The sequence below is a fragment of the Streptomyces glaucus genome (assembly GCF_039533365.1).
Lineage (GTDB): Bacteria > Actinomycetota > Actinomycetes > Streptomycetales > Streptomycetaceae > Streptomyces > Streptomyces glaucus.
Map to the genome: position 1 here is coordinate 122,757 of NZ_BAAATK010000001.1, position 22,024 is coordinate 144,780.

At 73.1% G+C, this 22,024-nt stretch carries 19 protein-coding genes and 2 tRNA genes; 10 read left to right on the forward strand and 11 right to left on the reverse strand.

The annotated features are described in order from the left end of the window. Positions 1-6: 6 nt before the first annotated feature. From ABD363_RS00570 to ABD363_RS00585, 4 genes are all read left to right on the forward strand, one after another. Complete coding sequence (locus ABD363_RS00570) at positions 7-786, forward strand: HAD-IIA family hydrolase (protein ID WP_344599320.1); 780 nt, start codon at positions 7-9, stop codon at positions 784-786. A 139-nt stretch (positions 787-925) separates the two neighbouring features. Then, positions 926-1,477: a hypothetical protein gene (locus tag ABD363_RS00575; RefSeq protein ID WP_344599321.1), complete on the forward strand. Its 552-nt coding sequence runs from the start codon at positions 926-928 to the stop codon at positions 1,475-1,477. Positions 1,478-1,479: 2 nt separating this feature from the next. Next, the gene (locus tag ABD363_RS00580) at positions 1,480-2,148 is read left to right on the forward strand and encodes a class F sortase (protein WP_344599322.1); all 669 of its coding nucleotides are present in this window, start codon (positions 1,480-1,482) and stop codon (positions 2,146-2,148) included. Between the two features lie 148 nt (positions 2,149-2,296). After that, positions 2,297-3,313, forward strand: a complete 1,017-nt coding sequence (locus ABD363_RS00585; protein WP_344599323.1) for a glycoside hydrolase family 6 protein — start codon at positions 2,297-2,299, stop codon at positions 3,311-3,313. 123 nt (positions 3,314-3,436) lie between these two features. Here ABD363_RS00585 and glxA read toward each other — a convergent pair whose 3' ends face one another. The 4 genes from glxA to ABD363_RS00605 form a co-directional block, all read right to left on the reverse strand. Beyond that, on the reverse strand, positions 3,437-5,374 hold the full coding sequence (glxA, locus tag ABD363_RS00590) for a radical copper oxidase GlxA (RefSeq protein ID WP_344599324.1): 1,938 nt from the start codon (positions 5,372-5,374) through the stop codon (positions 3,437-3,439). Then, positions 5,371-7,398 carry a glycosyltransferase family 2 protein gene (locus ABD363_RS00595; RefSeq protein WP_344599325.1) on the reverse strand — a complete coding sequence of 676 codons (2,028 nt, stop codon included), beginning with the start codon at positions 7,396-7,398 and terminating at the stop codon, positions 5,371-5,373. The genes glxA and ABD363_RS00595 overlap by 4 nt, the downstream gene beginning before the upstream one ends. A 322-nt stretch (positions 7,399-7,720) precedes the next feature. Beyond that, positions 7,721-8,434, reverse strand: coding sequence for a FadR/GntR family transcriptional regulator (locus tag ABD363_RS00600; RefSeq protein ID WP_344599326.1), 714 nt, complete (start codon positions 8,432-8,434; stop codon positions 7,721-7,723). A 157-nt stretch (positions 8,435-8,591) separates the two neighbouring features. Then, positions 8,592-8,668, reverse strand: a tRNA-Lys gene (locus ABD363_RS00605). 185 nt (positions 8,669-8,853) lie between these two features. Here ABD363_RS00605 and ABD363_RS00610 point away from each other — a divergent pair. The 3 genes from ABD363_RS00610 (at position 8,854) to ABD363_RS00620 (ending at position 12,231) form a co-directional block, all read left to right on the forward strand. Then, positions 8,854-10,188, forward strand: a complete 1,335-nt coding sequence (locus ABD363_RS00610; protein ID WP_344599327.1) for a peptidoglycan-binding protein — start codon at positions 8,854-8,856, stop codon at positions 10,186-10,188. A 143-nt stretch (positions 10,189-10,331) separates the two neighbouring features. After that, entirely contained in the window at positions 10,332-11,489 is a 1,158-nt protein-coding gene (locus ABD363_RS00615) for an SPFH domain-containing protein (RefSeq protein WP_344599328.1), read from the forward strand. Positions 11,490-11,625: 136 nt separating this feature from the next. Further along, positions 11,626-12,231, forward strand: a complete 606-nt coding sequence (locus ABD363_RS00620) for a lytic polysaccharide monooxygenase auxiliary activity family 9 protein (protein ID WP_344599329.1) — start codon at positions 11,626-11,628, stop codon at positions 12,229-12,231. Positions 12,232-12,344: 113 nt separating this feature from the next. On the opposite strand, the gene ABD363_RS00625 is transcribed toward ABD363_RS00620, so the two are convergent. The 6 genes from ABD363_RS00625 to ehuB form a co-directional block, all read right to left on the reverse strand. After that, positions 12,345-12,418, reverse strand: a tRNA-Lys gene (locus tag ABD363_RS00625). Positions 12,419-12,515: 97 nt separating this feature from the next. Further along, positions 12,516-13,274 (reverse strand): IclR family transcriptional regulator, encoded by a 759-nt coding sequence (locus tag ABD363_RS00630; RefSeq protein ID WP_344599330.1) that lies wholly within the window; start codon positions 13,272-13,274, stop codon positions 12,516-12,518. Positions 13,275-13,507: 233 nt separating this feature from the next. Beyond that, positions 13,508-14,278, reverse strand: coding sequence for an ectoine/hydroxyectoine ABC transporter ATP-binding protein EhuA (ehuA, locus tag ABD363_RS00635; protein ID WP_344599331.1), 771 nt, complete (start codon positions 14,276-14,278; stop codon positions 13,508-13,510). Then, the gene (gene ehuD, locus ABD363_RS00640) at positions 14,268-14,918 is read right to left on the reverse strand and encodes an ectoine/hydroxyectoine ABC transporter permease subunit EhuD (protein ID WP_344599332.1); all 651 of its coding nucleotides are present in this window, start codon (positions 14,916-14,918) and stop codon (positions 14,268-14,270) included. The genes ehuA and ehuD overlap by 11 nt, the downstream gene beginning before the upstream one ends. After that, positions 14,915-15,616, reverse strand: a complete 702-nt coding sequence (gene ehuC, locus ABD363_RS00645) for an ectoine/hydroxyectoine ABC transporter permease subunit EhuC (RefSeq protein WP_344599333.1) — start codon at positions 15,614-15,616, stop codon at positions 14,915-14,917. The genes ehuD and ehuC overlap by 4 nt, the downstream gene beginning before the upstream one ends. Beyond that, positions 15,613-16,473 (reverse strand): ectoine/hydroxyectoine ABC transporter substrate-binding protein EhuB, encoded by an 861-nt coding sequence (gene ehuB, locus ABD363_RS00650; RefSeq protein ID WP_344599472.1) that lies wholly within the window; start codon positions 16,471-16,473, stop codon positions 15,613-15,615. Before ehuB ends, ehuC begins: the two co-directional genes overlap by 4 nt. Before the next feature lie 728 nt (positions 16,474-17,201). On the opposite strand from ehuB, the gene ABD363_RS00655 reads away from it, so the two are divergent. The 3 genes from ABD363_RS00655 (at position 17,202) to ABD363_RS00665 (ending at position 20,050) form a co-directional block, all read left to right on the forward strand. Then, complete coding sequence (locus ABD363_RS00655) at positions 17,202-17,933, forward strand: maleate cis-trans isomerase family protein (protein ID WP_344599334.1); 732 nt, start codon at positions 17,202-17,204, stop codon at positions 17,931-17,933. Between the two features lie 565 nt (positions 17,934-18,498). Beyond that, the gene (locus ABD363_RS00660; RefSeq protein WP_344599335.1) at positions 18,499-18,783 is read left to right on the forward strand and encodes a hypothetical protein; all 285 of its coding nucleotides are present in this window, start codon (positions 18,499-18,501) and stop codon (positions 18,781-18,783) included. Positions 18,784-18,925: 142 nt separating this feature from the next. Further along, a complete protein-coding gene (locus ABD363_RS00665) occupies positions 18,926-20,050 on the forward strand; it encodes an LLM class flavin-dependent oxidoreductase (RefSeq protein ID WP_344599336.1) in 1,125 nt (374 codons plus the stop codon). Here ABD363_RS00665 and ABD363_RS00670 read toward each other — a convergent pair. Then, positions 20,026-22,005: a putative bifunctional diguanylate cyclase/phosphodiesterase gene (locus tag ABD363_RS00670; protein ID WP_344599337.1), complete on the reverse strand. Its 1,980-nt coding sequence runs from the start codon at positions 22,003-22,005 to the stop codon at positions 20,026-20,028. The genes ABD363_RS00665 and ABD363_RS00670 overlap by 25 nt on opposite strands. Positions 22,006-22,024 lie beyond the last annotated feature (19 nt).

The following is a 22,024-nucleotide window of genomic DNA, read 5'->3' on the forward strand; positions in this document are numbered from 1 at the left end:
AGGCCCATGGCAGACCGCAAGCCCATCGAGTCGTGGCTCACCGACATGGACGGTGTGCTCATCCACGAGGGCGTGCCGATCCCCGGCGCCGACGCCTTCGTCAAGAAGCTCCGCGACTCCGGCAGGCCCTTCCTGGTCCTCACCAACAACTCGATCTACACCCCGCGCGACCTGCACGCCCGACTGCGCCGCATGGGCCTGGACGTGCCCATCGAGAACATCTGGACGTCGGCGCTGGCCACCGCCAAGTTCCTGGACGACCAGCGGCCCGGCGGCTCGGCGTACGTGATCGGCGAGGCGGGCCTGACCACGGCGCTGCACGACATCGGCTACATCCTCACCGACCACGAGCCGGACTACGTCGTCCTCGGCGAGACCCGCACGTACTCCTTCGAGGCCATGACGAAGGCGGTCCGGCTGATCAACGACGGGGCCCGCTTCATCTGCACCAACCCCGACGAGACCGGCCCCTCCACCGAGGGGCCGCTCCCGGCGACCGGCGCGGTGGCCGCGCTGATCACCAAGGCGACCGGGAAGAAGCCGTACTTCGCGGGCAAGCCGAACCCGCTGATGATGCGGACCGGGCTGAACGCGATCGGCGCCCACTCCGAGACCAGCGCGATGATCGGCGACCGGATGGACACCGACGTCCTGGCCGGCATCGAGGCCGGGATGCAGACGTTCCTGGTGCTCACCGGGCTGACCCGGCCCGAGCAGGTGGAGGACTTCCCGTACCGCCCCTCGCAGATCGTGGACTCCATCGCGGACCTCGTCGACCGGATCTGAGCCGCGCCCCGGCCAGGGCGCGGGGACGCCTTCCGTGCCCGGCCCAAACCCGGCGCAACCCGTTCGGAGCAACTCCGCGCCCGCAGCGGATGCGGCACGGGGGCCGGCGGGGGAGTCTCCAGGTGTCTGGAGGTTCACGATGGGCCTGCTGAAAGTCACTCTCTGCACGGGAGCCGCGCTCGCCGCGGCGCTCACCCCGGCGGCGCACGCCGCGGGCGACGGCGGCGTCTCGGTGACCCCCTCGACCCCCGTCCCCGGCACCGACGTCACGCTCCGCGTGACGGACTGCGCGGAGCGGACGGCCGTCGCCGCCTCACCGGCGTTCGTCGCGGACGTCCGGCTGTCCGGCGGGGACGGCACCCTCGTCGGCGCCGGCCGGGTCCGCTCCACGCTCCCGGCCGGGACGTACGACGTCGAGATCACCTGCGGCGTCACCGACCGGACGGTCCCCCTCACGGTCGCCGGCCGCTCCACCGCGCCCGCCCCGGCCCGGCCCTCCGCGCCGGCCTCGCCCGCGCGGGACGCCGAGCCGGGCGGCGGCGGTGCCGTCCACCCGTCCGCCGCCGACGCCGGCCGGGCCCGCACGGCCGGCCCGGGCGCCGGGCACACCACGACCGGCCTGGTCCTGGCGGGCGCCGCCGCGGTGGCCGTCGCCCTCGGCGGCGCCCGCCGCGGCCGCGAAGCGGGCTGACCGTGTCCGACCACCGGCGCCCCACCTGTACCGGCCGTGCGCTGACCGGGGTCACCTGGGTGGCGCTGCTGCTCGGCCTGTGGCTGTGGGGCCGTGAGATCACCGAGGTACGGTACGACGCGTCCGCGCCCACCACCGGCGACATGGCGGCGGCCGGACGCCCGCCGGACGTGGGACTGCCGCCCGCGCACCGGCCGTTGGACAGGGCGCTGCCCCAGCGCCTGGACATCCCGGGCCTGCGGGTGCGCGCCCCGGTGCTGGCCCGGGGCCTGGACGAGCGGGGCGCGCCCGATCCGCCGCCCTTCGACCGGCCCGGGGCCGTCGGCTGGTACGCGGCCGGCCCGGCCCCGGGCGCGGCCGGCGCCGCGCTGCTGGTGGGACACGTCGACACCGACACCCGGCCCGCCGTCTTCCACGGCATCGGCGCCCTGCGGCCCGGCGAGAGGATCCGCGTGGTCCGCGACGACGCCGGGGTCGCCGAGTTCACCGTCGAGGACGTCCAGGTCCTCGCCCGCGACCGCTTCGACGCCCACCGGGCCTACGGGCCGCGCCGGTCCGGGCGGGCGGAGCTGCGGCTGATCACCTGCGCAGGCCGCTTCGACCGGGCGACCGGCGCCTACACGGCGAACGTGGTGGTCTCCGCCTACCTCACGGGCCGCACCGGCCCGTGACCCGCCCGGCCCGGCCGGCGAGCCCCCGCCCGGACCGGTCCGGGCGGGGCTGTAACAGCTCCAGGACAGGGCCCGAGCGGCCCCCTCGGGCCCCGCGGGGCGTGTGCCAGGATGGGGATCCGGCACGGTGCACGCAGGGGGGAGTCGGATGTACGGCATGTGGGGGGCCGGGAGGGGACGCGGCGCGCGGGCCTCGGCGGCGGTGCTGGGGGCGGCACTGCTGCTCGCGGGGTGTTCCTCCGAGGGGGACGGCGGCGAGCGGGCCGGGATCACCCAGCGGCCCGAGGGGACCGCACCGTTCTGGGTGAATCCCGACGGCACCGCGGCCCGGCAGGTGGCCGCCCTGGAGAAGGCCGGGAAGAAGGCCGAGGCCGCGCAGATCCGCAAGATCGCCGAGCAGCCGGTCGCCGAGTGGATCGGCCCGGAGAACCCCGAGCAGGAGGCCCGCGGCCTCACCGAGGCCGCCGACCGGGCCGGCCGCACCGCGCTGCTCGTCCTGTACAACATCCCGCACCGCGACTGCGGCCAGTACTCGCAGGGCGGCGCCGCCGACGGGGACGCCTACCGCGGCTGGATCGACGGCGTGGCCAAGGGCATCGGCGACCGGCCCGCCCTGGTGGTCCTGGAACCCGACGCGGTGCTGCACCTGGTGGACGGCTGCACCCCGGACGAGTTCCACGAGGAGCGCTACGACCTCCTCAAGGGCGCCGTCGCCAAGCTCACCTCCCTGAAGAACACCAAGGTCTACCTGGACGCGGGCAACGCCGGCTGGGGCGATCCCGACCAGATCTTCGAGCCGCTGAAGTGGGCGGGCGTCGACCAGGCCGACGGCTTCGCGGTCAACGTCTCCAACTTCTACTCCACCGAGGACTCCATCGCCTACGGCAAGCGGCTGTCGGCCAAGGTGGGCGGCAAGCACTTCGTCGTCGACACCAGCCGCAACGGCAACGGCCCCTACACCGGCGGCGACCCCGGCGAGCGCTGGTGCAACCCGCCCGGCCGCGCGCTGGGGGAGACCCCGACGACGAAGACGGCGGACCCGCTGGTCGACGCGTACCTGTGGGTCAAGCGCCCGGGCGAGTCCGACGGCGAGTGCAAGGGCGGCCCGAAGGCGGGCCAGTGGTGGTCCGACTACGCGCTGAAGCTGGCCAAGGCCTCGGACTGACCGGAGGCCGGCCGACCGGCCGACCCGGAAGCCGGCCGGCCGGACCGGTGGCACGAAGAAAGGGGGCGCCCTCCGGTGTGGAGAGCGCCCCCGTGCGGGTGCGGGTCCGGGCGCCTTGTGCGGTCAGGGCACCTTGACCCACTGCGCCTTGCTCGGCACGCCGTCGGCGTCGGTCGCGAACAGCATGTACCAGCCCGACTGGACCAGGTTCCGGTTCTTCGGCACGGTCACCGTCAGCTTGTCCCCGGACGCCTCGAAGTCCAGCGCGATCGACCGCTGGTCGACGTCCGTGACGTGCGTGGAGGCGCTCGGCCGGATCAGCCGGACCTTCTCGATCGACGCCGCCTGCCGGGAGGCGAACGTCGCCGACCCGCCGCGGGCGACGGTCTTCGGCCCGCCCGACAGCTCCGGCCGGTCCTTCCCGTACAGGTACGGCGGCGTGTAGATCTCGATGCGCTGCTCGAACTTGCCCGGCTTGGTGTTGGCCTTGTCGCTGAACAGCGAGTCCGAACCGAAGAACATCACCCGTCCGTCGGGCAGCAGGATCGACCCGGAGTGGTAGTTGCGGCCCACCAGCGGGTCGGCGACCCGCCGGAACGCGTTCTTCTCCGTGTCGTAGATCCGGGCCTGCAGGATGTTGGAGTCGCTGCGGCCCCGGTAGTCCTCCGAGCCGCCGGAGACCAGCACGGAGTCGTCGGGCAGGATCGACGCCTGCGGATACCGGGTGCCCTTCTCCAGCGAGGGCCCGTCCACGAAGCGCGGATCGTCCGCCTTCAGGTCCACGATCCGGGTCTTGTTGCTGGACAGCTTGGACTCGCCGACCCCGCCGCCGCCGATCACCATGTACTTCTCGTCCTGCGCCGGCGGCAGCAGCACCGTGTTGGACGTCTCCATCAGCTCGGCGTCGCTCAGCCCGGGGATCTTGGTGAACGCGTTGGTCTCCACGTCCCAGACACCGGGGTCGCGGCCCACGTCGTCCGGTCCGTAGCCCGCGTTCGAACCCGAGTAGAAGATCTTGCCGTTCTGCATCAGGAACAGCGCCGGGTACGTCGGGAACTGGCGGACCTTCCCGGTGTAGGCCCACTTCCCGGTCTTCGGGTCGAAGATCTCGTTCTTGCCCGGGACCAGCTGGCCGATGTCGTCGAGGCCGGAGACGCTGAGGATCCGCCCGTCGCTCAGCGTGGTGAGCGTCGGATACCAGCGGGCCTCGTTCATCGGGTCGACCTTGATGTACTTCTCGGCGACCGGGTCGAACTCGTAGGTGTCCCGGATGCCCTGGAAGTCCTTCTTGTCGAGGGCGAGCTTCTGCGCGATGCCGTACGTGTTGCGCGCGTCGGCGCCCTTCAGACCGTGGATCCGGTAGTTGTCCTGCGTACCGGTCTCGTACGCGGCGCCCTCCTTCTGCGCCTCGACGTAGATGCGGCCGATCCCCGCAGTGGTGCCGAGGAACGCGCCGGTCCGCGGGTCGAAGTTCTTCTTCGCGCGCGGCACGAGGACCGGGTCCTTCGACACGAAGGTCTTGCCGTTCTTCCTGCCGGTGAACGTCGTGCCCGCGGGCAGGGTGATCGGCTTGTCCGGGTTCTCGTTGTGGACGATCATCAGGCCGCCGGCCTTCTTCACGTCGCCCTTGAGCTTCTCGTACCGCTTGGTGCCGCCCGCGATCAGCAGGTTGCCGTTGGCCAGCTGGGTGTGGCCGGTGCAGAACAGGTCGTTGGGCGTGGGGACCTTCTTGACGGTGCCCTTGACCGGGTCCCAGACGCGGGTGTCGTACTGCTTGGCGTCGAAGTTGTCCTGGTTGTTGCCCGAACCGGCGATCAGCAGCACCTTGCCGGTGTGCAGCAGCGCCGCGTGGATGGTGTTCTGGCGGTACTCCTCGGGGAACTCGACGATGTCCCAGTGGCCGTTCTCGGCTTTGTACTCGGGTCTGTCGATCTGGTACTGGTGGTACTTCTCGGTCCCGAAGCGGTACAGCCACGGCCCGTTCATCCCGGCCAGCGCGAGTACCACCGCCGTGCCTATCGCGAATCGGCGGGCGCGGCGGCGGCCTGCACGGTCCTTCATTCTTTACGTCCCCCAAGTCCACCAAGGGCGATCTGCATGGTCTGGTCGTCGTCCCCGTCCGAGGCGGCCCAGCCGGGCCTGTGCCGAGGCGCGTGCGGCGCGGCCGGCAGCCGCGGCTCGTGCTGCTGCTGTTGCGGCACGGACAGCGGCGGCTGCGTCCGGTGCGGCCCCGCGGCGTCCTGCGGCCGCCGTGCCGGGGACGGCGCGCCCGCGGCGTGGGCGCCGGACTTCCGCTTCGCCTGCCGCAGCTCGTAACGCCAGGCGAAGACCGGGAACGCGGTGATGAGCATGGCGAACAGGGCCCAGACGACCATCGCCGGGTGGGAGTGCCCGAAGACGAAGCCGGCGGCGATCGAGGCGCCGAAGATCAGGATGAAGTACCAGTGGTAGCGGAAGGTCCCGAACCAGCGGTCCGGGCTGGCCGAATCGCCCTTGGGGGTGACGACGAACTTGCTCTTGCGGCGCAGCACGGAGTCGATCAGCGCCTTGGCGTACAGCGGCGCCGACAGCGCGGACATCACCATGCCGGCCACACCGCCGGAGCCCTCCGGCTCGTGCGGCGACACGTTGTGGCGGCGGTTCCAGACGTACAGGCCGATCTGCAGGGCGGAGGCGTTGCCGTAGAGCATCAGCCACACCGCCGGGTCGATGTTCACGCCCGACGCGCCCAGGCCCAGGAACAGCGCGCAGCTCAGCGCCGCCAGGATCCAGTTCAGGGCCGACATCGGGTAGAAGATGATCATCATCGTGTAGTTGAAGAGCCTGCTCGGCGGCAGCGAGTACCAGCCCTTCCAGTACTGCTTGAGGATCGTCTCGTACGTCCCCCGCGACCAGCGCATCTGCTGGGTGAAGAAGTCCGTCCAGGCGCTCGGGCCCTCGCCGACCGCGAGCACGTCCGGGGTGTAGACCGACTTCCACTTGCGGCCCGTCGCCGGGTTCTCGGCACGGTGCATCTCGAAGCCGGTGGCCATGTCCTCGGTGATCGAGTCGTACAGGCCGCCGATCTGCTGGAGCGCCTTGATGCGCACGGCGTTGGAGGTGCCCACGAACATCGGCGCGCCGTAGCGGTTGCCCGCGCGCTGGATCAGGGCGTGGAAGAGGAACTGCTGCGACTCGGCGGCCTTGGTGACGAAGTTGTCGTAGTTGCCGTAGACCTGCGGGCCGATGACGAAGCCGACGTCCGGGTCGCGGAAGAAGCCGAGCATCCGCTCCAGGTAGTTGGGCAGCGGCACGTGGTCGGTGTCGACCGAGGCGAAGAAGTCGTAGTCGTCGCCGTGCGCCTCCAGCCAGGCGTTGTAGTTGCCGTGCTTGGTCTTGGCGCGGTGCGGGCCCGTGGGCCGGTTCCACTTCGCGACGCCCTTGCGGGAGAAGTGGCGCACGCCGAGGCGTTCGCAGACCGCCTTGACCTCGGGGTCGTCGCCCTCGTCCAGCAGCCAGACGTGCAGCACGCCCCGGTGGCGGATCCGCACCGCCGCCTCCAAGGTCTTCGTCACCATCTCCAGCGGTTCCTTGCCGGGCACGAAGGAGGTGAGGAAGGCCACTCGCGTGCCGGTCTCGGGCACCACCGGGACCGGGTCGCGGGCGACCAGCGTGGCGTGCGCGTTGGACAGCACGTTCATGCAGCGGAAGAACTCGATCAGGCCGATCGAGACGAGCATCACGACGTCGAGCGCCGGCAGCCAGTCGAAGGCCGGGTAGTCCCGCTCGGTCCAGTGCTCGGGCTGGAGCAGCCAGAACAGCAGCACCAGCGACAGCACCGGGGCCGCGGCCAGCATCAGCGCGACCCGGATGCGGTGCGGCTCCTGCGAGATCAGCGACCGGTACTGCACCCGGTACGGCTTGTCCGGGTCCGGCTGGGTGAGGGGGCCCGCCAGCCTGCTGTAGTGCTCGTAGTCGTACTTGGGCAGTGTCCTCTTGATCCGGCGGAACGTCCCCGTGTCACCGGTCCGGTGCGTGAGCACCCTGAGCCGGGTGGTCTGTGACGGGTCGCGTTCCTGCCGGGCGCCCGGCGGCGTCGACGTCATGAGTCATCCCCCCACACGCGGGCCGACCGCGTGTTCCGTCGCTTCCTACCGCCCGTGCCAGGCCCCCTCGACCTGCACAGACGTGTCAGTGGTGGGTCGCTGTCACCACGCCATCCACACCTTATAGACATGGTGGGGCGACCTGCCGGTTGCATGATGCCCCCCTCGGCGCCCGGCGCACGAACGGGGCCCCTCTCCCCGCGCCGCCGACAACCGGCTTACCGCACCGAAGTGCCGCGAATCCGCAACAAATCGGAAAACAGGAAACCAGCGTCCACGTCGCCCATCATGATCGCAAGACGCGAAACAGGGCGTTTACCGGTCATACGCGTTCATCGTGACGGCTGCGGGGGTCGTGCGGGGCCGGTGTGGACAGACGGTCCCGGATGTTGCCGAAGTGTTCCCTTATGGCCTCCTCGGCCCGTCGTGCGTCACCGGACCGTACCGCGTCCAGGATCTCCCGGTGCTGCCGGCAGGTGACCCGCGGATCCTGCGGCACGCCCCCGAGGTCGGTGCGCACCCGGTGGAAGGCGTCCCAGAACGCCTCCAGGACCTCGCTCAGCAGTGCGTTGTCCAGCCCTCGGTAGAGGGTGGCGTGGAAGGCCCGGTCGGTCTCGGCGAGGCCGGCCCCCCGCGCGGCCTGGTGTTCCATGCGGTCCACGAGCGCGTCCAGTTCGACGAGGTCGGCCTCGGGGATCCGGCCGGCCAGCCGGGAGACCAGCCCCGTCTCCACCGCCTCGCGCAGCTCCAGGAGCTGGAGCAGGGAGTCCTCGCCCCGGTAGTGCCCGGCGACCGTGCGGAAGGCGAGGCCCTCGATCATCGGGGCCAGGGACATGGGACCGACGTAGGTGCCGAAGCCGTGCCGGATCTCCACGATGCCCATGGCCTGGAGCGCCTTCAGCGCCTCGCGCACCGAGTTCCGGCTCGCGCCGAGGTACTCCATCAGCGCGGGCTCGGGCGGCAGCGGGGCCCCGGAGGGCAGCCGGCGGTCGATGATGAGCCTTTTGATCCGCTCCTGGAGATCTCGCGCTGCCATGGCCAGAGGGTATCCGGCCAATCGGCGAGCGTCCTCGCCTCCGGCCGCTCCGGCACCGGGGGCGGGGCACGGGGTCCCCGCAGGACGCGGCGAAGCCGTGCGACGACGGAAAGGGCGAGACGGCTCGCGCTGTCCGCGAACCGTCTCGCCCTCGTCATGGTGCGCCGCCAGGGACTCGAACCCCGGACCCGCTGATTAAGAGTCAGCTGCTCTAACCAACTGAGCTAGCGGCGCCTGCTGACGTCATCAACTCTACCCGACGTCCGGGGGTGCTCCGGACCACGCCCGGCGCGGGACCCGCGGCGCGGGGGCCGCCGTACATCATTCGGACCGTCAACATGCGCGTGCTGAAGACCGTTGAGAAACTGACGCTCGTGCACCGCCGCGGCCGTTTTCATCCGAAGTGTGAGGGGAATCGCATGGCGACTCCGGTATTCGAGGAATTCGATCCCGCGAGCGACTGCGACTGCCCCGGGTGCCGTCACCGGCGGCGCCTTTCGCCGCGCGCCCCGGCCGGCCGCCTCCCGGGCCGCCCGGCCGCCCACCGGGCCGTGACCGTGGCGGCCGCCGCCTCCGCCGCGCTCGGCGCGGGCGTGGCGGCCACCGTCCCGGCCGCCGCCCACGCACCCCGGTCGCCGGACGTTCCCGCAGGTGAGGAGCGCGGCACTCCCCAGGGGCGCAAGGCTCCGCTGCACGGTCCGGGCGGGCGGCCGGCGAAGCAGGCGGCGCCGGCCGTGCCCCGTGGGATCACTCGCGCGGAGATCGTCGCTCGGGCCATGACCTGGGTCGCCGCGAAAGTGCCGTACCGCATGGACGACTACTGGTCCGACGGCTACCGGCAGGACTGCTCGGGCTATGTCTCGATGGCCTGGAAACTGCCCGGAAACGAATGGACGGGCAGCCTCGGCCAGTACGGCGTGCGGATTTCCAAGGAGGAGCTCCAACCCGGTGACATTCTGCTGTTCCACAATCCGGCGAATCCCGAGAGCGGGTCGCACGTGGTGATTTTCGGCGGCTGGACGGACGACACGCGCACCTCCTACACCGCCTACGAGCAGACCCGCCCCCACACCCGCCGGAGGACCACCCCGTACCCCTACTGGAACGACTCCGACCGGTACGTGCCCTACCGCTACCGGGGCGTCACGACGAGCGCGGCGGGCGGCGAGCCGGGCACCGCCAGCCCCGGTGCGCCGGCCGCGACGCCCTTCCCGGGGGCGTCGTTCTTCGGCCCCGGGGCCGACAACGCCTACGTCACCCAGCTCGGCCGCATGCTCGTCGCGCGCGGCGCCGGCCGCTTCTACGGCTTCGCGCCCGGCTCGCGCTGGACGGACGCGGACCGCAGGGCGACCCGGGCCTTCCAGCTGGCCCAGGGCTGGCGGGGCCCGGCCGCGGACGGACTGCCCGGACCGCGCACCTGGGAGCTGCTGGTGTCGGGAGGGGGCAGGGACATCCCGGCGGAGACGCCGGGGCCCGCCACGCCCTCCGGTTTCCTCCCGGCCTCCTCGCACGGGGTGCCCGGCTACCCGGGCCGGGCGATGTTCCGGCCCGGCGCGCACAACCGGTACGTCGAGCAGCTCGGCCGGCAGCTGGTGCGGAAGGGGTTCGGCCGGCACTACACCACCGGGCCGGGGCCCCGCTGGAGCGAGGCGGACCGGCGCAACGTCGAGGACTTCCAGCGCGCCCAGGGCTGGCGCGGTGGCGCGGCGGACGGCTATCCGGGGCCGGAGACCTGGCGGCGGCTCTTCTCCTAGGGCCCGGGGCGCCGTGCGTTCCGGGGCCGCGCCCGGCGCCCCGGGGAGCGCGGGGCGCCCCGGGGCCGCCCGGCGCGCCGGGACGGCCCGTTGTTCCGAGACGACCTGTTGTGACGCATCTGGCGCGGAGGCTGGAGGCACGTATGAGTACGACCACGTCACCCCCGCCCGAGTCCGGGGATCCGGGCGGGGGCGCGGCGCGGCCCACCCGGCTGATCCGGAACGAGGCGACCACCGAGATCCCCGTCCACCTGCTGTTCCGTGACGACTCCGGCTCGCCGCCGGTGCCGCTGGAGCCCGCGGTGGTGGACCGCCGGCCGAGGACGGGGGAGGGGCCTCCCCCGCGCCCGGACCGGCCGGCGCGGGAGCGGCCCCGGGTCAGGGGCCGGTCGCCGGTGCGGCCGCGGCCGGTGCCGCGGGTCGATCCGGCCCTGGTGGAGCGGCCGGCCCGGGTGCTGCCCGGAGCGGTGGGGGTGCTGGCCGGGGCGTGCGGGGTGGCCGGCTGCGTGGCCGCCTCCTGGTGGGCGGGGCTGCTGCCGCCGGTCGCCGCGGAGGCGCTGCGGCTGCCGGCGTACGCGGGGGCCGGGCTCGGTCCGGCGCAGTGGGCGGCGTACGCGGGGGCGGGAGCCCTCGGCCTGTTCGGGTTCGGCGGGCTGGCCCGGGGGCGGACCGGGCGGGCCTGGGTGCTCGGCCTGTTCGGCCGTTACCGGGGAACCGTCCGGCGGACCGGCCTGCTGTGGGTGAACCCGCTGCTGCTGCGCCGCCGGGTCGACGTGCGGCTGCGGCACTGGCGCAGCGAGCCGGTGCCGGCGGCGGACGGCAACGGGGTGGCGCTGCGGGTGGTGGTGCTGGTGGTGTGGCGGGTGCGGGACGCCGCGCGGGCCACGCTGGGCGTCGAGGACCACGAGACGTATCTGCGCGAGTGCGTGGAGGCGGCGCTCGCCCGGGTGCCGGTGGAGATGCCCGGCGGCACGAAGAGCGCGGCGGACGCGACCTGCGACGCGCTGACCCGGCAGGTGGTGGCGGACACGGCGCCGGTGGGCCTGGAGGTGTTCTCGGTGCAGCCGGTGCGGGTGGAATACGCCCCCGAGGTCGCCGCGGCGATGCACCGCCGCCGGATCGCGGCGCTGGACGCCCAGCACCGGGCGAGCGTGCTGACGTCGGTGGTCGACTCGGTGGAGGACACGGTGACGCGGCTCACCATGCGCGGGCTGGTGGAGCTGGACGACTACGAGCGCAAGGTGCTGGTCAAGGACCTGACGGTGGCGTTCTGCGCGGGGCGCGGGGAGACCGGGCCGTGAACCGTCCCGGGGACGGCCGGAGAGCTCGTCCCCCGATTGGTATGGACATGTTCAACTGGCGGCAATAATCTGAGCCTTGGTCTAGACCTACCTGCAAGCTCACTGAAACCTCCCCCACGTCTCCAGGAGCAGCAGCATGCGCACACGGACCAAGCTGTACGCCGCCGCGGTGGGACTGGCGACCACCGGAGCCCTCGTGCTCTCCTCCGGTGGCGCCAGCGGCCACGGCTACACCGACCTGCCCGTCAGCCGGCAGAAGTTCTGCCAGAACGGCACCGTCACCAACTGCGGCGCGATCCAGTGGGAGCCGCAGAGCGTCGAGGGCCCCAAGGGCTTCCCGGCGTCCGGACCGGCCGACGGGCAGCTCTGTTCCGGGAACAACACGCGGTTCGCCCAGCTCGACAGCCCGCGCACGCCCTCGGGCGGCGCCTGGCCCACCACGAAGGTGACCGGCGGCCAGAGCTACACGTTCCGCTGGCAGTTCACGGCGATGCACGCCACGACCGACTTCAAGTACTACGTCACCAAGCAGGGCTGGAACCAGAACCACAACCTGTCCCGGTCCGACCTCAACCTCACGCCGTTCCTCACGGTGCCGTACAACGGCCAGCGTCCGCCGTCCACCCTCTCCCACAGCGGCACCCTGCCGACCGGGCTGAGCGGGCACCACGTCATCCTCGCGGTGTGGACGGTCGCCGACACGGGCAACGCGTTCTACGCCTGCTCCGACGTCACGTTCTGACGGACCCGGACGCCGGGGACCTCGGGAGCGGCCGGGGCGACCGGAACGCCGGGGTCTCGCAGGACCCGGAAACGCCGAAGGGCCTCTCGCTCCCGCGAGAGGCCCTTCACCGGTGCGCCGCCAGGGACTCGAACCCCGGACCCGCTGATTAAGAGTCAGCTGCTCTAACCAACTGAGCTAGCGGCGCATGACTCCCGCCGTCCGCTTCCCGCGGCCGGCGACAAGAGAAATACTACCTGGTCCGAGGGGGTGCTCCCGACCACGCGCCCCCGGTCGTCCGGGCACTAGATCGTCAGGGACAGCAGCACCGGGGCCGCGCTCCGGCTGAGGGTGTCCGCGGCCCGGCGCAGCCGGTGCGCGTGCTCCACCGGCAGCGACAGCGCGAGGCAGCCCACGGTGGAGCCGGCCGTGACCGGGACGGCCGCGCAGACCGTGCCGACGGCGTACTCCTGCAGGTCCAGGACGGGCGCGGTGGGCGGCTGGGCCGCCAGGCGGGAGAGCAGCACCTTGTCGCTGGTGATGGTGTGCGAGGTGAGACGGGCCATCCTGTGCCGGGCGAGGTGGTCGCGGCGGGCCGCGTGGTCGAGCTGGGTGAGCAGGCTCTTGCCGACCGCGGTGGCGTGGGCCGAGCAGCGGAAGTCGACCCACTCGTTGACCCGGGGCGTGGCCGGGCCGTCGGCGTACTGGGCGACGCTGACCTCGCCGTCGACGTACCGGCTGAGGTAGACGGCGGCGCCGACGGAGTCGCGCAGCCGGTCGAGGGTGCGCTGGAGCTTGTCGCGCAGGGCCTCCTGCCGCTGCTGCGCGGAGCCCAGCCGGTCGAGGGCCTGCCCGGTGACGTACGTCCCGTCGGCGGCCTGCTCGACGTAGCCCTCGCGGCGCAGCATGCGCAGGAGCGTGGTCAGGCGCTCCGGGGCGAGGCCGGTCAGGCGGGTCAGTTCGGTGTCGGTGGTCCCGGTGGAGTGCCGCGCCACCGTCTCCAGGACGCGCAGCGCCTCCTGTGCCGAGTGGTGCGGAGCGGTCGGCTCGTGCTTCGGCGCCACGGTTCCCCCTGCGCTCGCTCTGTGGCCGTCATCCGGTCGGCGGAAACCCCTTCACGATAACGGGCGGGGGGCCGGGGACGGGCGCTTGCCGGCGAGATTCCGGTGGCCGCCACCTGGGGTGCCGGCCCTCTGGCATATGCCTTGAGCATGTCCCGGTGGCTTGGTCCGGAGCGCCGGGACAGGCTCCCGCCGTGGTCACGGGACCGCGCCGTGGTCACAGGCCCCCGCCGGGGTCACAGGACCGCGCTGAGGAACTCCCGGGTCCGGTGGTGCTCCGGTTCGCTGAAGATCTTCTCCGGCGGGCCCGCCTCGACGACCCGGCCGGCGTCGAACATCAGGACCTGGTCCGAGATGTCCCGGGCGAAGCCCATCTCGTGGGTCACGCAGAGCATCGTGATGTCGGTGGAGCGGGCGATGTCCCGCAGGACGTCGAGGACGCCCGCGACCAGCTCCGGGTCCAGCGCGGAGGTCACCTCGTCGAGCAGCAGCACCTGCGGCCGCATCGCCAGCGCCCGGGCGATCGCCACCCGCTGCTGCTGCCCGCCGGACAGCTGGGCGGGCCGCTTGTCCAGGTGCTCGCTCAGTCCCACCAGCTCCAGCAGCTCCCGCGCCCGCTCCTCGGCCGCGTCCCTGGACAGACCGAGCACGGTGACCGGCGCCTCGGTGATGTTCCTCAGCACGGTCATGTTCGGGAACAGGTTGAACTGCTGGAAGACCATGCCGATCTTCTTGCGGATCTCGCGGACCCGCTTCTCGGGCGCGGGGAACAGCAGCTCCCCGTCGACGGTGATCCGGCCCTCGTCGGGCTCGGTCAGCGTCATCAGCAGTCGCAGGATCGTGGTCTTGCCCGACCCGGACGGCCCGATCAGGGTGACGTGCCGGCCCGCGTCCACGGAGAAGTCGAGCCGGTCGAGGACCGTGCGGTCGCCGAACCGCTTGGTGACCTGCTCCAGGCGCACCAGTTCGGCGGGGCGGCCGGGGGCGGGGCGGGTGTCAGTGGGCAAGGCGTCGCTCCAGGGCTCGCAGGAGAAGGGAGGCCAGGTAGGAGATGACCACGAAGGCCACGCCGATCACCGTGAGCGGCTCGGTGAACCGGAAGTTCTGCTGGGAGAACAGGCGGGCCCGGCCGAGCATCTCCAGCACGGTGATCGCCATCAGCAGTGGCGTGTCCTTGAGCATGGCGATGACGTAGTTGCCGAGGGCCGGCACCACCCGGCGGACCGCCTGCGGCAGGATCACCGCGGTCCACGTCCGCCGCCGCGGCAGGCTCAGCGCCGTCGCCGCCTCCCACTGGCCGGCCGGCACCGCCTCGATGCCGGCGCGGTAGACCTGCATGGTGTACGTCGAGTAGTGCAGCCCGATGCCGGCCACGCCGGTGACCAGCGCCGAGAAAGTCAGGCCCCACTCGGGCAGCACGTAGAAGAGGAAGAACAGCTGCACCAGCAGCGGGGTGTTCCGCACGAACTCGGTGAGGACCCCGACCGGCCAGCGCACCCACCGGGCCCGGGCCCGCGCCGACAGCGCCCACACCAGCCCCAGCCCGAACGAGATCAGCGAGCCGAGGACCAGCGCCTGCAGGGTGACCAGCAGGCCGTCCCGGAAGTACGGCAGGAACGCGGAGACCGCGCTCCAGTCCCAGGTCACCGCGGACCACCCCCCTCGGGCGCGGGCACGGCGGCCACCGGCTTCCGCGGCGCCCCGCCCACCTCCGCCTTCAGCCGCTTCTCCAGCCCGCGCATCCCGCGGGTGAGCAGAAAGGCGATCACGAAGTAGATCAGCAGGACGTACGCGTAGATCTCCGCGCTCTCCTGCAGCGCCAGCCGGACCAGGTTGCCGCTGAACGCCAGGTCGCCCATGCCCATGACGGACACCAGCGCGGTGCCCTTGAGCAGCTCGACCAGCAGGTTGGCGAACGGCGGGACCATCTCCGGCACCGCCTGCGGCAGCAGGATCAGCCGCATCCGCTGCCAGGGCGTGAAGCCGAGCGCGATCCCGCCCTCCTGCTGCGCGGGGTCGACGGCGGCGAGCGCGCCGCGCACGATCTCCGCGCCGTACGCCCCGTAGGTCAGCCCGAGCGCCAGGGTGCCCGCCCACATCGGCACCAGCTGCCAGCCGAAGGCGACCGGCAGCACGAAGAACACCCAGAAGATCATGACCAGCGCCGAGGTGCCGCGGAACACCTCGGTGTACAGGCCCGCGAGGAAGCGGACGGTCCACCGCCGGTGGGTGCGCGCGATCCCGGCGGCGAAGGACACCACGGCCGCCAGCAGCGCGCTGAGGAACAGCAGCTGAAGCGTCACCCAGACGCCCTCGAGCACCAGCTCCCACAGTCCCGGGGTCATCCGCCGCACAGCTCCTTCGCGGTCAGATCCGTCATCTCGGCCTCGGTGAACCCGAAGGGCCGCAGGATCCGGAACAGCTCGCCGCTCCTCTTGAGCGCGTGCAGCTCGGCGTTGAAGGCGTCCCGCAGCTTCGTCTCGGTCCGCCGGAACGCGAAGGCGCCCCCGTCGACGTGCGGTTCGCCGTCGACGAGCGGCGCGAACGGCTCGGTCGCCTCCGCCGTGGCGGACTTCCTCACCACCTCGCGCGTGGTGAGCGCCGTGCCGGCGAAGACGTCGACCCGGCCGGCCTCCACGGCGTTCAGCCCGGCGACCTGGTCGGGGACGATGAGGATGTCGCTCTCCCGGTACCCCGCCTCGACGGCGTACCGGATCTCGGCGTACCCGGTGCCGGTCGCGAACCTGGCCTTCTTCGCGACGACGTCCCGGTAGTCGCGCAGCCCCAGCGGGTTGCCCCTGCGGACGATGAAGGAGTCGAGCATCTGGTAGTCGGGGTCGGAGAAGACGACCTGCTCGCAGCGCTCGGGGGTGATGTACATCCCGGCGGCGACGACGTCGAACTGCTGCGAGTTCAGCCCCGGGACGAGGGAGCCGAACTCGGTCGGCACGGGCTGCACCCGGTCCACCCCGAGCCGCTTGAAGACGACCTTGGCGAGTTCCGGCGCCTCGCCGGTCAGCTCGCCGTTCCGGTCGATGTACCCGAACGGGATCTCACCGGCGATCCCCAGCCGTACGACGCCCTGCGCCCGGAGCCGGTCCAGCAGGTCGCCGCCCCCCGCGCCCGAGGCGGCGGGCACCCGGGAACAGCCGGCGGTCCCCAGCGCGCCGAGCGCCGCGACCCCCGCGACCCCCGCGAGCAGCGACCGGCGGGTGGGGCCGGGCGGCCGGCCGGATCGTGCCGGCGGCGGGGTTCCCCGTGGGGGAGCGGGCGCGCGGCTACCCGGTCGGACGCGCGTCACGCGGATCTTCTCCAGCCCCGCACGGACCCGGGGTGCTCCCGGCCCCGGGAGGCCGTGCCCGCCGCCCGGGGCCCACGGCTGATCGCTTCATCCGGGTCTCCCTGTCGCCCGCACGGTCCTCGACGCGGTCCCGCTCCCGACGGTCCGGCTCCCGACGGCCGGGCCCGGTCCGTCCGCGCTGCCGTCGGGAGGTCCCGCCGCTCACCGGGGCGCCCGCCGCATGAAGTACACACGCAATGAGGTTTACGCCTTTTTGTCGGTGTCTGCGACACCGGTCCCGGCCCGGGCGGGCCGCGGATCGTCCCCGCCCCGCGGTCTCCGGCCGTCCGGCACGGCCCGGACGAGGGCGCGGACCGCGGAAGGCCGGGAGGAGCACCCGGCCGAGACGGGTGTCACCCCGCCGGGCAGGTGCGGCGTGTCCCGGCCGGAGGCGGACGAGGCGCGCGGCCCGGATCATCTCGGCCAACCAGGTGGCCAGGTGGGCGGCGCCGCGCCGACGGGGTACCCGGGCGGTGGGAGCGCGCCGGGCGCCGGGCGGTCCGCCGGCCCGGTCCGGTCCCGTACCGCCGGACGAAGGGCAGCAGCCGCTGCCGCAACGAAGAGCAGGAAGAGAAGCAGGAAGGCTGGACATGACAGCACTGGGATTCCTCTACCCGGGCCACTCCGCCGCCGACGACTATCCGCGCATCGAGCAGCTGCTGGGCAGCGACATCCGGGTGGACCTGGTGCACACCGACCTGAGCGAGGACGCGCAGCGGGTGGACGCGCTGCGCGAGCTGGGCACGCCCGAGCGGCTGGCGGCCGGGGTCCAGGAGCTGCGGCACGCGGGCGCCGAGGCGGTGGTGTGGGCGTGCACCAGCGGCAGCTTCGTGCCCGGCTGGGAGGGCGCCCGGGAACAGGTCCGCGCCCTGGCGCAGGCGGCCGGCCTGCCGGCCTCGTCGACCTCCCTCGCCTTCGTGCACGCGGTACGGGAGCTGGGGGTGCGGCGGGTCGCCGTCGGGGCGGCCTACCCGGACGACGTGGCCTCGCTGTTCGCGGACTTCCTGCGCGACGCGGGCATCGAGGTGGCCGGCGTCCACGGCGCGGGGACCCGCACGGCGGCGGAGGCCGGCGCGTGGGGCGAGAGGGAGGTGTTCGCACTGGCCCGCGCGGCCGACCGCCCGGAGGCGGAGGCGCTCCTGCTCCCCGGCACGGCCCTGCACACGGCCGCCCACATCACGGCCCTGGAGAAGGAGCTGGGCAAGCCGGTCCTCACCGCCAACCAGGTCACCGTCTGGGAGGCGCTGCGGCTCGCGGACCGGCGGGTGAACGCGCCGGAGCTGGGAGCGCTGTTCACGAGGGAGCCGCTGGTGCAGGCGTGAGCGTGAGGGGGGGACCGGCCCGGGGCCGAGGGGCCGAGGGGCCGTCGGCCCGGGTCCGGGCCGGCGGCCCCGGTGTGCCGCGTGCCGCGCCGCCGTCGCCGGAGCGGTGGCCCGGCGGCTGCCAGGACCGCACGTCCTGTCACGGGAAGCACGCGGAACGGCGCGGCATGCCCGCGATCGTCTTGCTCATGCGGGCCGGAATCGGCCCTACCCCTTGGCTGGGACAAACTCCCCCACAAGGGAATGGATGGCGCACCGGAAGGAGGGGAATGGTCAATTCCTCTCACTCTCCGGGGTTCCCGGTTGGCTCAAAACGCCTTCCTGTCGCACTTCAAGTGTCGATTGGGGCGCTTGACTGACTGATTTCGGCCAATCTCATGCCGGTGTTGCGTCGCGCCCGACCTCTTCTGCTCGGCGGGCAGGGCGTTTCGGGGGGAAATGCGGGTACTTGAAAGTTGTCTTAAGCGGCGTGTCCCGCCTCGCTCCCTCCTGGGCGGGGCCCTTCGCGGAATGCACACTGGCCGCGGCCGTAATCAGTCACTTCCCCCTGAAGGACGGTCTCTTGATGACCGAGTCGGGCAGAGCCCTGCCCATGGTCCGCTCCCGCGCCGCCCGGTTCGCCGAGCGTCTCCTGTGCTGGAGCCTGGCGGCGGGCATGGTCACCGCCGCCGTGGACGCCGTCTTCGAGCCGCCGGCTCGCTGGTGGCACACCGCGTGGCCGCTGCCCTGGTGGCTCACCGGGGCGTCCGTCCTCGCCTGGGTCGTTCTGCGCGCCCGGGAGAAGGCGGCCCGGAGTTCACCGGCCGACGAGGTCGAGGAGGTGCCGGGCGACTGGGGGCGGGCGGCCTGAAGGCCCCCGCCGGCACCCGCCCTCGTCCCCGGGGAATAACCGGAGACAGTCCCCTGTTGTCCCCCGAGCGCTCCCGTACGACCCGCGGGACCCGCGCGACCCCGCACCCCAGCGCACGGCACACAGCAGGAGGCACCCCATCGTGGCGGCAGACCAGACACGAGGCGAAGCGGCGCGGACCCCGGACGAGATCCGGGGCGAAGCACGCGGCACCGCCCCCGTCCCCCTCTCCGTGCTGGACCTGGTCACCGTCGGCGCCGGGTACACCGCCGGCGACGCCCTGCGCACCAGCGTCGCCCTCGCCCGCCTCGCGGAGGCCCGGGGATTCCACCGGTACTGGGTCGCCGAGCACCACTCCATGCCCGGCGTCGCCTCCTCCTCGCCCGCCGTGATCCTGGCCCACCTCGCCGCCCACACCGACCGCATCCGGCTCGGCTCGGGCGGCGTGATGCTGCCCAACCACGCCCCGCTGGTGATCGCCGAGCAGTTCGGGACGCTGGAGGCGATGGCCCCGGGCCGGATCGACCTCGGCCTCGGCCGCGCCCCCGGCACGGACGGGGCCACCGCCGCCGCCCTGCGCCGCACCGACCGGCTGAACGAGGGCGCCGACGACTTCCCCCAGCAGCTCGCCGAGCTGACCCGCTTCCTGGACGACGACTTCCCCGACGGCCACCCCTACCGCCGGATCCACGCCGTCCCCGGCCCGGTCCAGGCCACCTCCCCGGGCGGCGTCCAGTCCCCGCACCGCCCGCCGATCTGGCTGCTGGGCTCCTCCGGCTTCAGCGCGCGCCTGGCCGGCCTGCTCGGCCTGCCCTTCGCGTTCGCCCACCACTTCTCGGCGCAGAACACCATCCCGGCCCTCGACCTGTACCGGGAGTCGTTCAAGCCGTCCGCCGTCCTGGACGAGCCGTACGCCCTGATCGGCGTCGCCGCCCTGGCCACCGACGACGAGCGGGAGGCCCGCCGCCAGGTCCGGGCCGCCGCGCTGAACATGATCCGGCTGCGCACCGGCCGCCCCGGCCTGGTGCCCACCCCGGAGGAGGCGGAGGCGTACCAGTTCAACGAGCTGGAGCGCGACTTCGTCGACTCCTGGAACGCCAACGTCGTCCACGGCACCCCCGACGAGGTCCGCGCCGGCCTCGACGACCTCCACAAGCGCACCGGCGCCGACGAGCTGATGATCACCGCCAACGCCCACGGCGGCGAGGTCCGCCTGCGCTCCTACGAGCTCATCGCCGACGCCTACGGCTTCGGCGCGTCCGCCTGAGCCCCCGGCGCCGCCAGTAGCGCGGAGATGCGGTCCGGCGGCACCGGGCGGGAGTACAGCCACCCCTGCCCGGTGTCGCAGCCGATCCGGCGCAGCCGGGTGGCCTGCGCCGACGTCTCGACGCACTCGGCGGTCACGGTCAGCCCGAGCCGGTGGGCGAGCTGGATCATCGCCTCGACGATGACCTCGTCGGCCGGACTGGGCCGGGCGGCGGCGTCCCGGTCGTCGTACTGGAAGCCCCGGACGAAGGAGCCGTCCAGCTTCAGGACGGACACCGGCAGGCGGGAGAGGTACGCGAGGTTCGAGTACCCCGTGCCGAAGTCGTCGATGGCGATGCGCACGCCCATGTCGCTGAGGGCCTTCAGCGCCTGCAGCGGGCGGCCCGCCGAGCCCATCACGGCCGACTCGGTGAGCTCCAGCTGCAGCAGGTGCGGCGCGAGGCCGGTCTCCGCCAGGGTCTCGGCCACGTCCGCCACCAGGTCCGAGTCCCAGACCTGGCGGACCGCCACGTTGACGCTGACGAAGAGCGGCGGCTCGCCGGGGTGGTCGAGCTGCCAGCGCCGGGCCTGCCGGCAGGCGGTGCGCAGCACCCAGCGGCCCAGGGGGACGATCGTGCCGTCCTCCTCCGCCAGTGCGATGAACCGATTCGGCGTCAGGATGCCGAACTGCGGATGGTTCCAGCGCACCAGCGCCTCGACGCCCCGCACCCGTCCGTCCTCCATGCCCACCAGCGGCTGGTACTCCAGGGCGAACTCGCCGCGCTCGACGGCCGGGCGGAGCGTGGAGGCGAGGGCCTGCCGGGTCATGCGGTGGGCGTTGCGCTCCGGGTCGAACAGCGTCCAGCGGGCCCTGCCGTCGGCCTTGGCCCAGTACAGGGTCGTGTCGGCGGCCTGCATCAGCTGGGTCGGGGTGGTGCCGGCCGCGTGGCGTTCCACGACGCCGATCGAGGCGGAGACCGACAGTCGCTGACCGGCCAGGTCGAACGGCTCCTGGAGGGCCGCCAGCACCGACTCGGCGAGGTCGGCGAGCTGTTCGGTGCCCGTGGAGTCCTCGACGAGGAGGGCGAACTCGTCGCCGCCGAGCCGGGCCACCAGCGGGGTGCCCGTCCGGGTGTGACCGGCCTCGTCGGCGCAGCGGGTGAGGCGTTCGGCCACGGCGGCCAGCAGCCGGTCGCCGACACGGTGGCCGAGGGTGTCGTTGACGGCCTTGAAGCCGTCCAGGTCCAGGTAGCACAGCCCGATCCGGCCGGTGCCGGCGTGTTCGTACGCCTCCGGGTCCAGCGCGGCCGTGAGGCGTTCGAAGAACAGGGTGCGGTTGGGCAGCAGGGTCACCGGGTCGTGCATCTGCAAGTGGCGCAGCCGGGCCTGGAGTTCACGGCGGGCGCTGATGTCGGCGACGGACAGCAGAACGCCCGGCTCGCCGCCGGGCAGGGGCGCGACCGTGACCTGGACCCACAGGCGCCGGCCGTCGGACCGCTTCAGGCGCCGGGTGCAGTGCAGCCGGTCCTGACGGCCGCTCAGCACCTCGCGGTAGGCGTGCCAGATGCGGGTGTCGGAGGCCAGGTCCAGCAGGTCGGCGACGGGGCACCCGGTCAGCGCGTCCGGGTCGCTGCCGAGCAGGGCGCCGAGGGTGCCGTTGGCGCTGACGACAAGGCCTTCCCGGTCGACGACGGCCATGGCGAGCGGGGCGGCCGAGAAGACGGAACGGTAGGTCGAGGGTTCGCCGGGGGCGGAGGGCCGGTCCGGGGGCCCGCCGGGAGCCGGCGGGCGGGTCCGGGGCTCCCCGGGGGGCGTCGGCGGTTCGCCGGGCGGCGCCGCGGAGGCGTCCGGCGGCGCCGCGGGCGCGGTGCCCGACACCGGGGGACCGGTACGGGGAGACGCACCGGCATCACTGTCTGTGACGGCGGACCGGTCGAGGTCTGCCGCGGGCGTCGGCCCTTCGGACGTTCCGCTCACCGCTCGCTCCCGCAGTGCA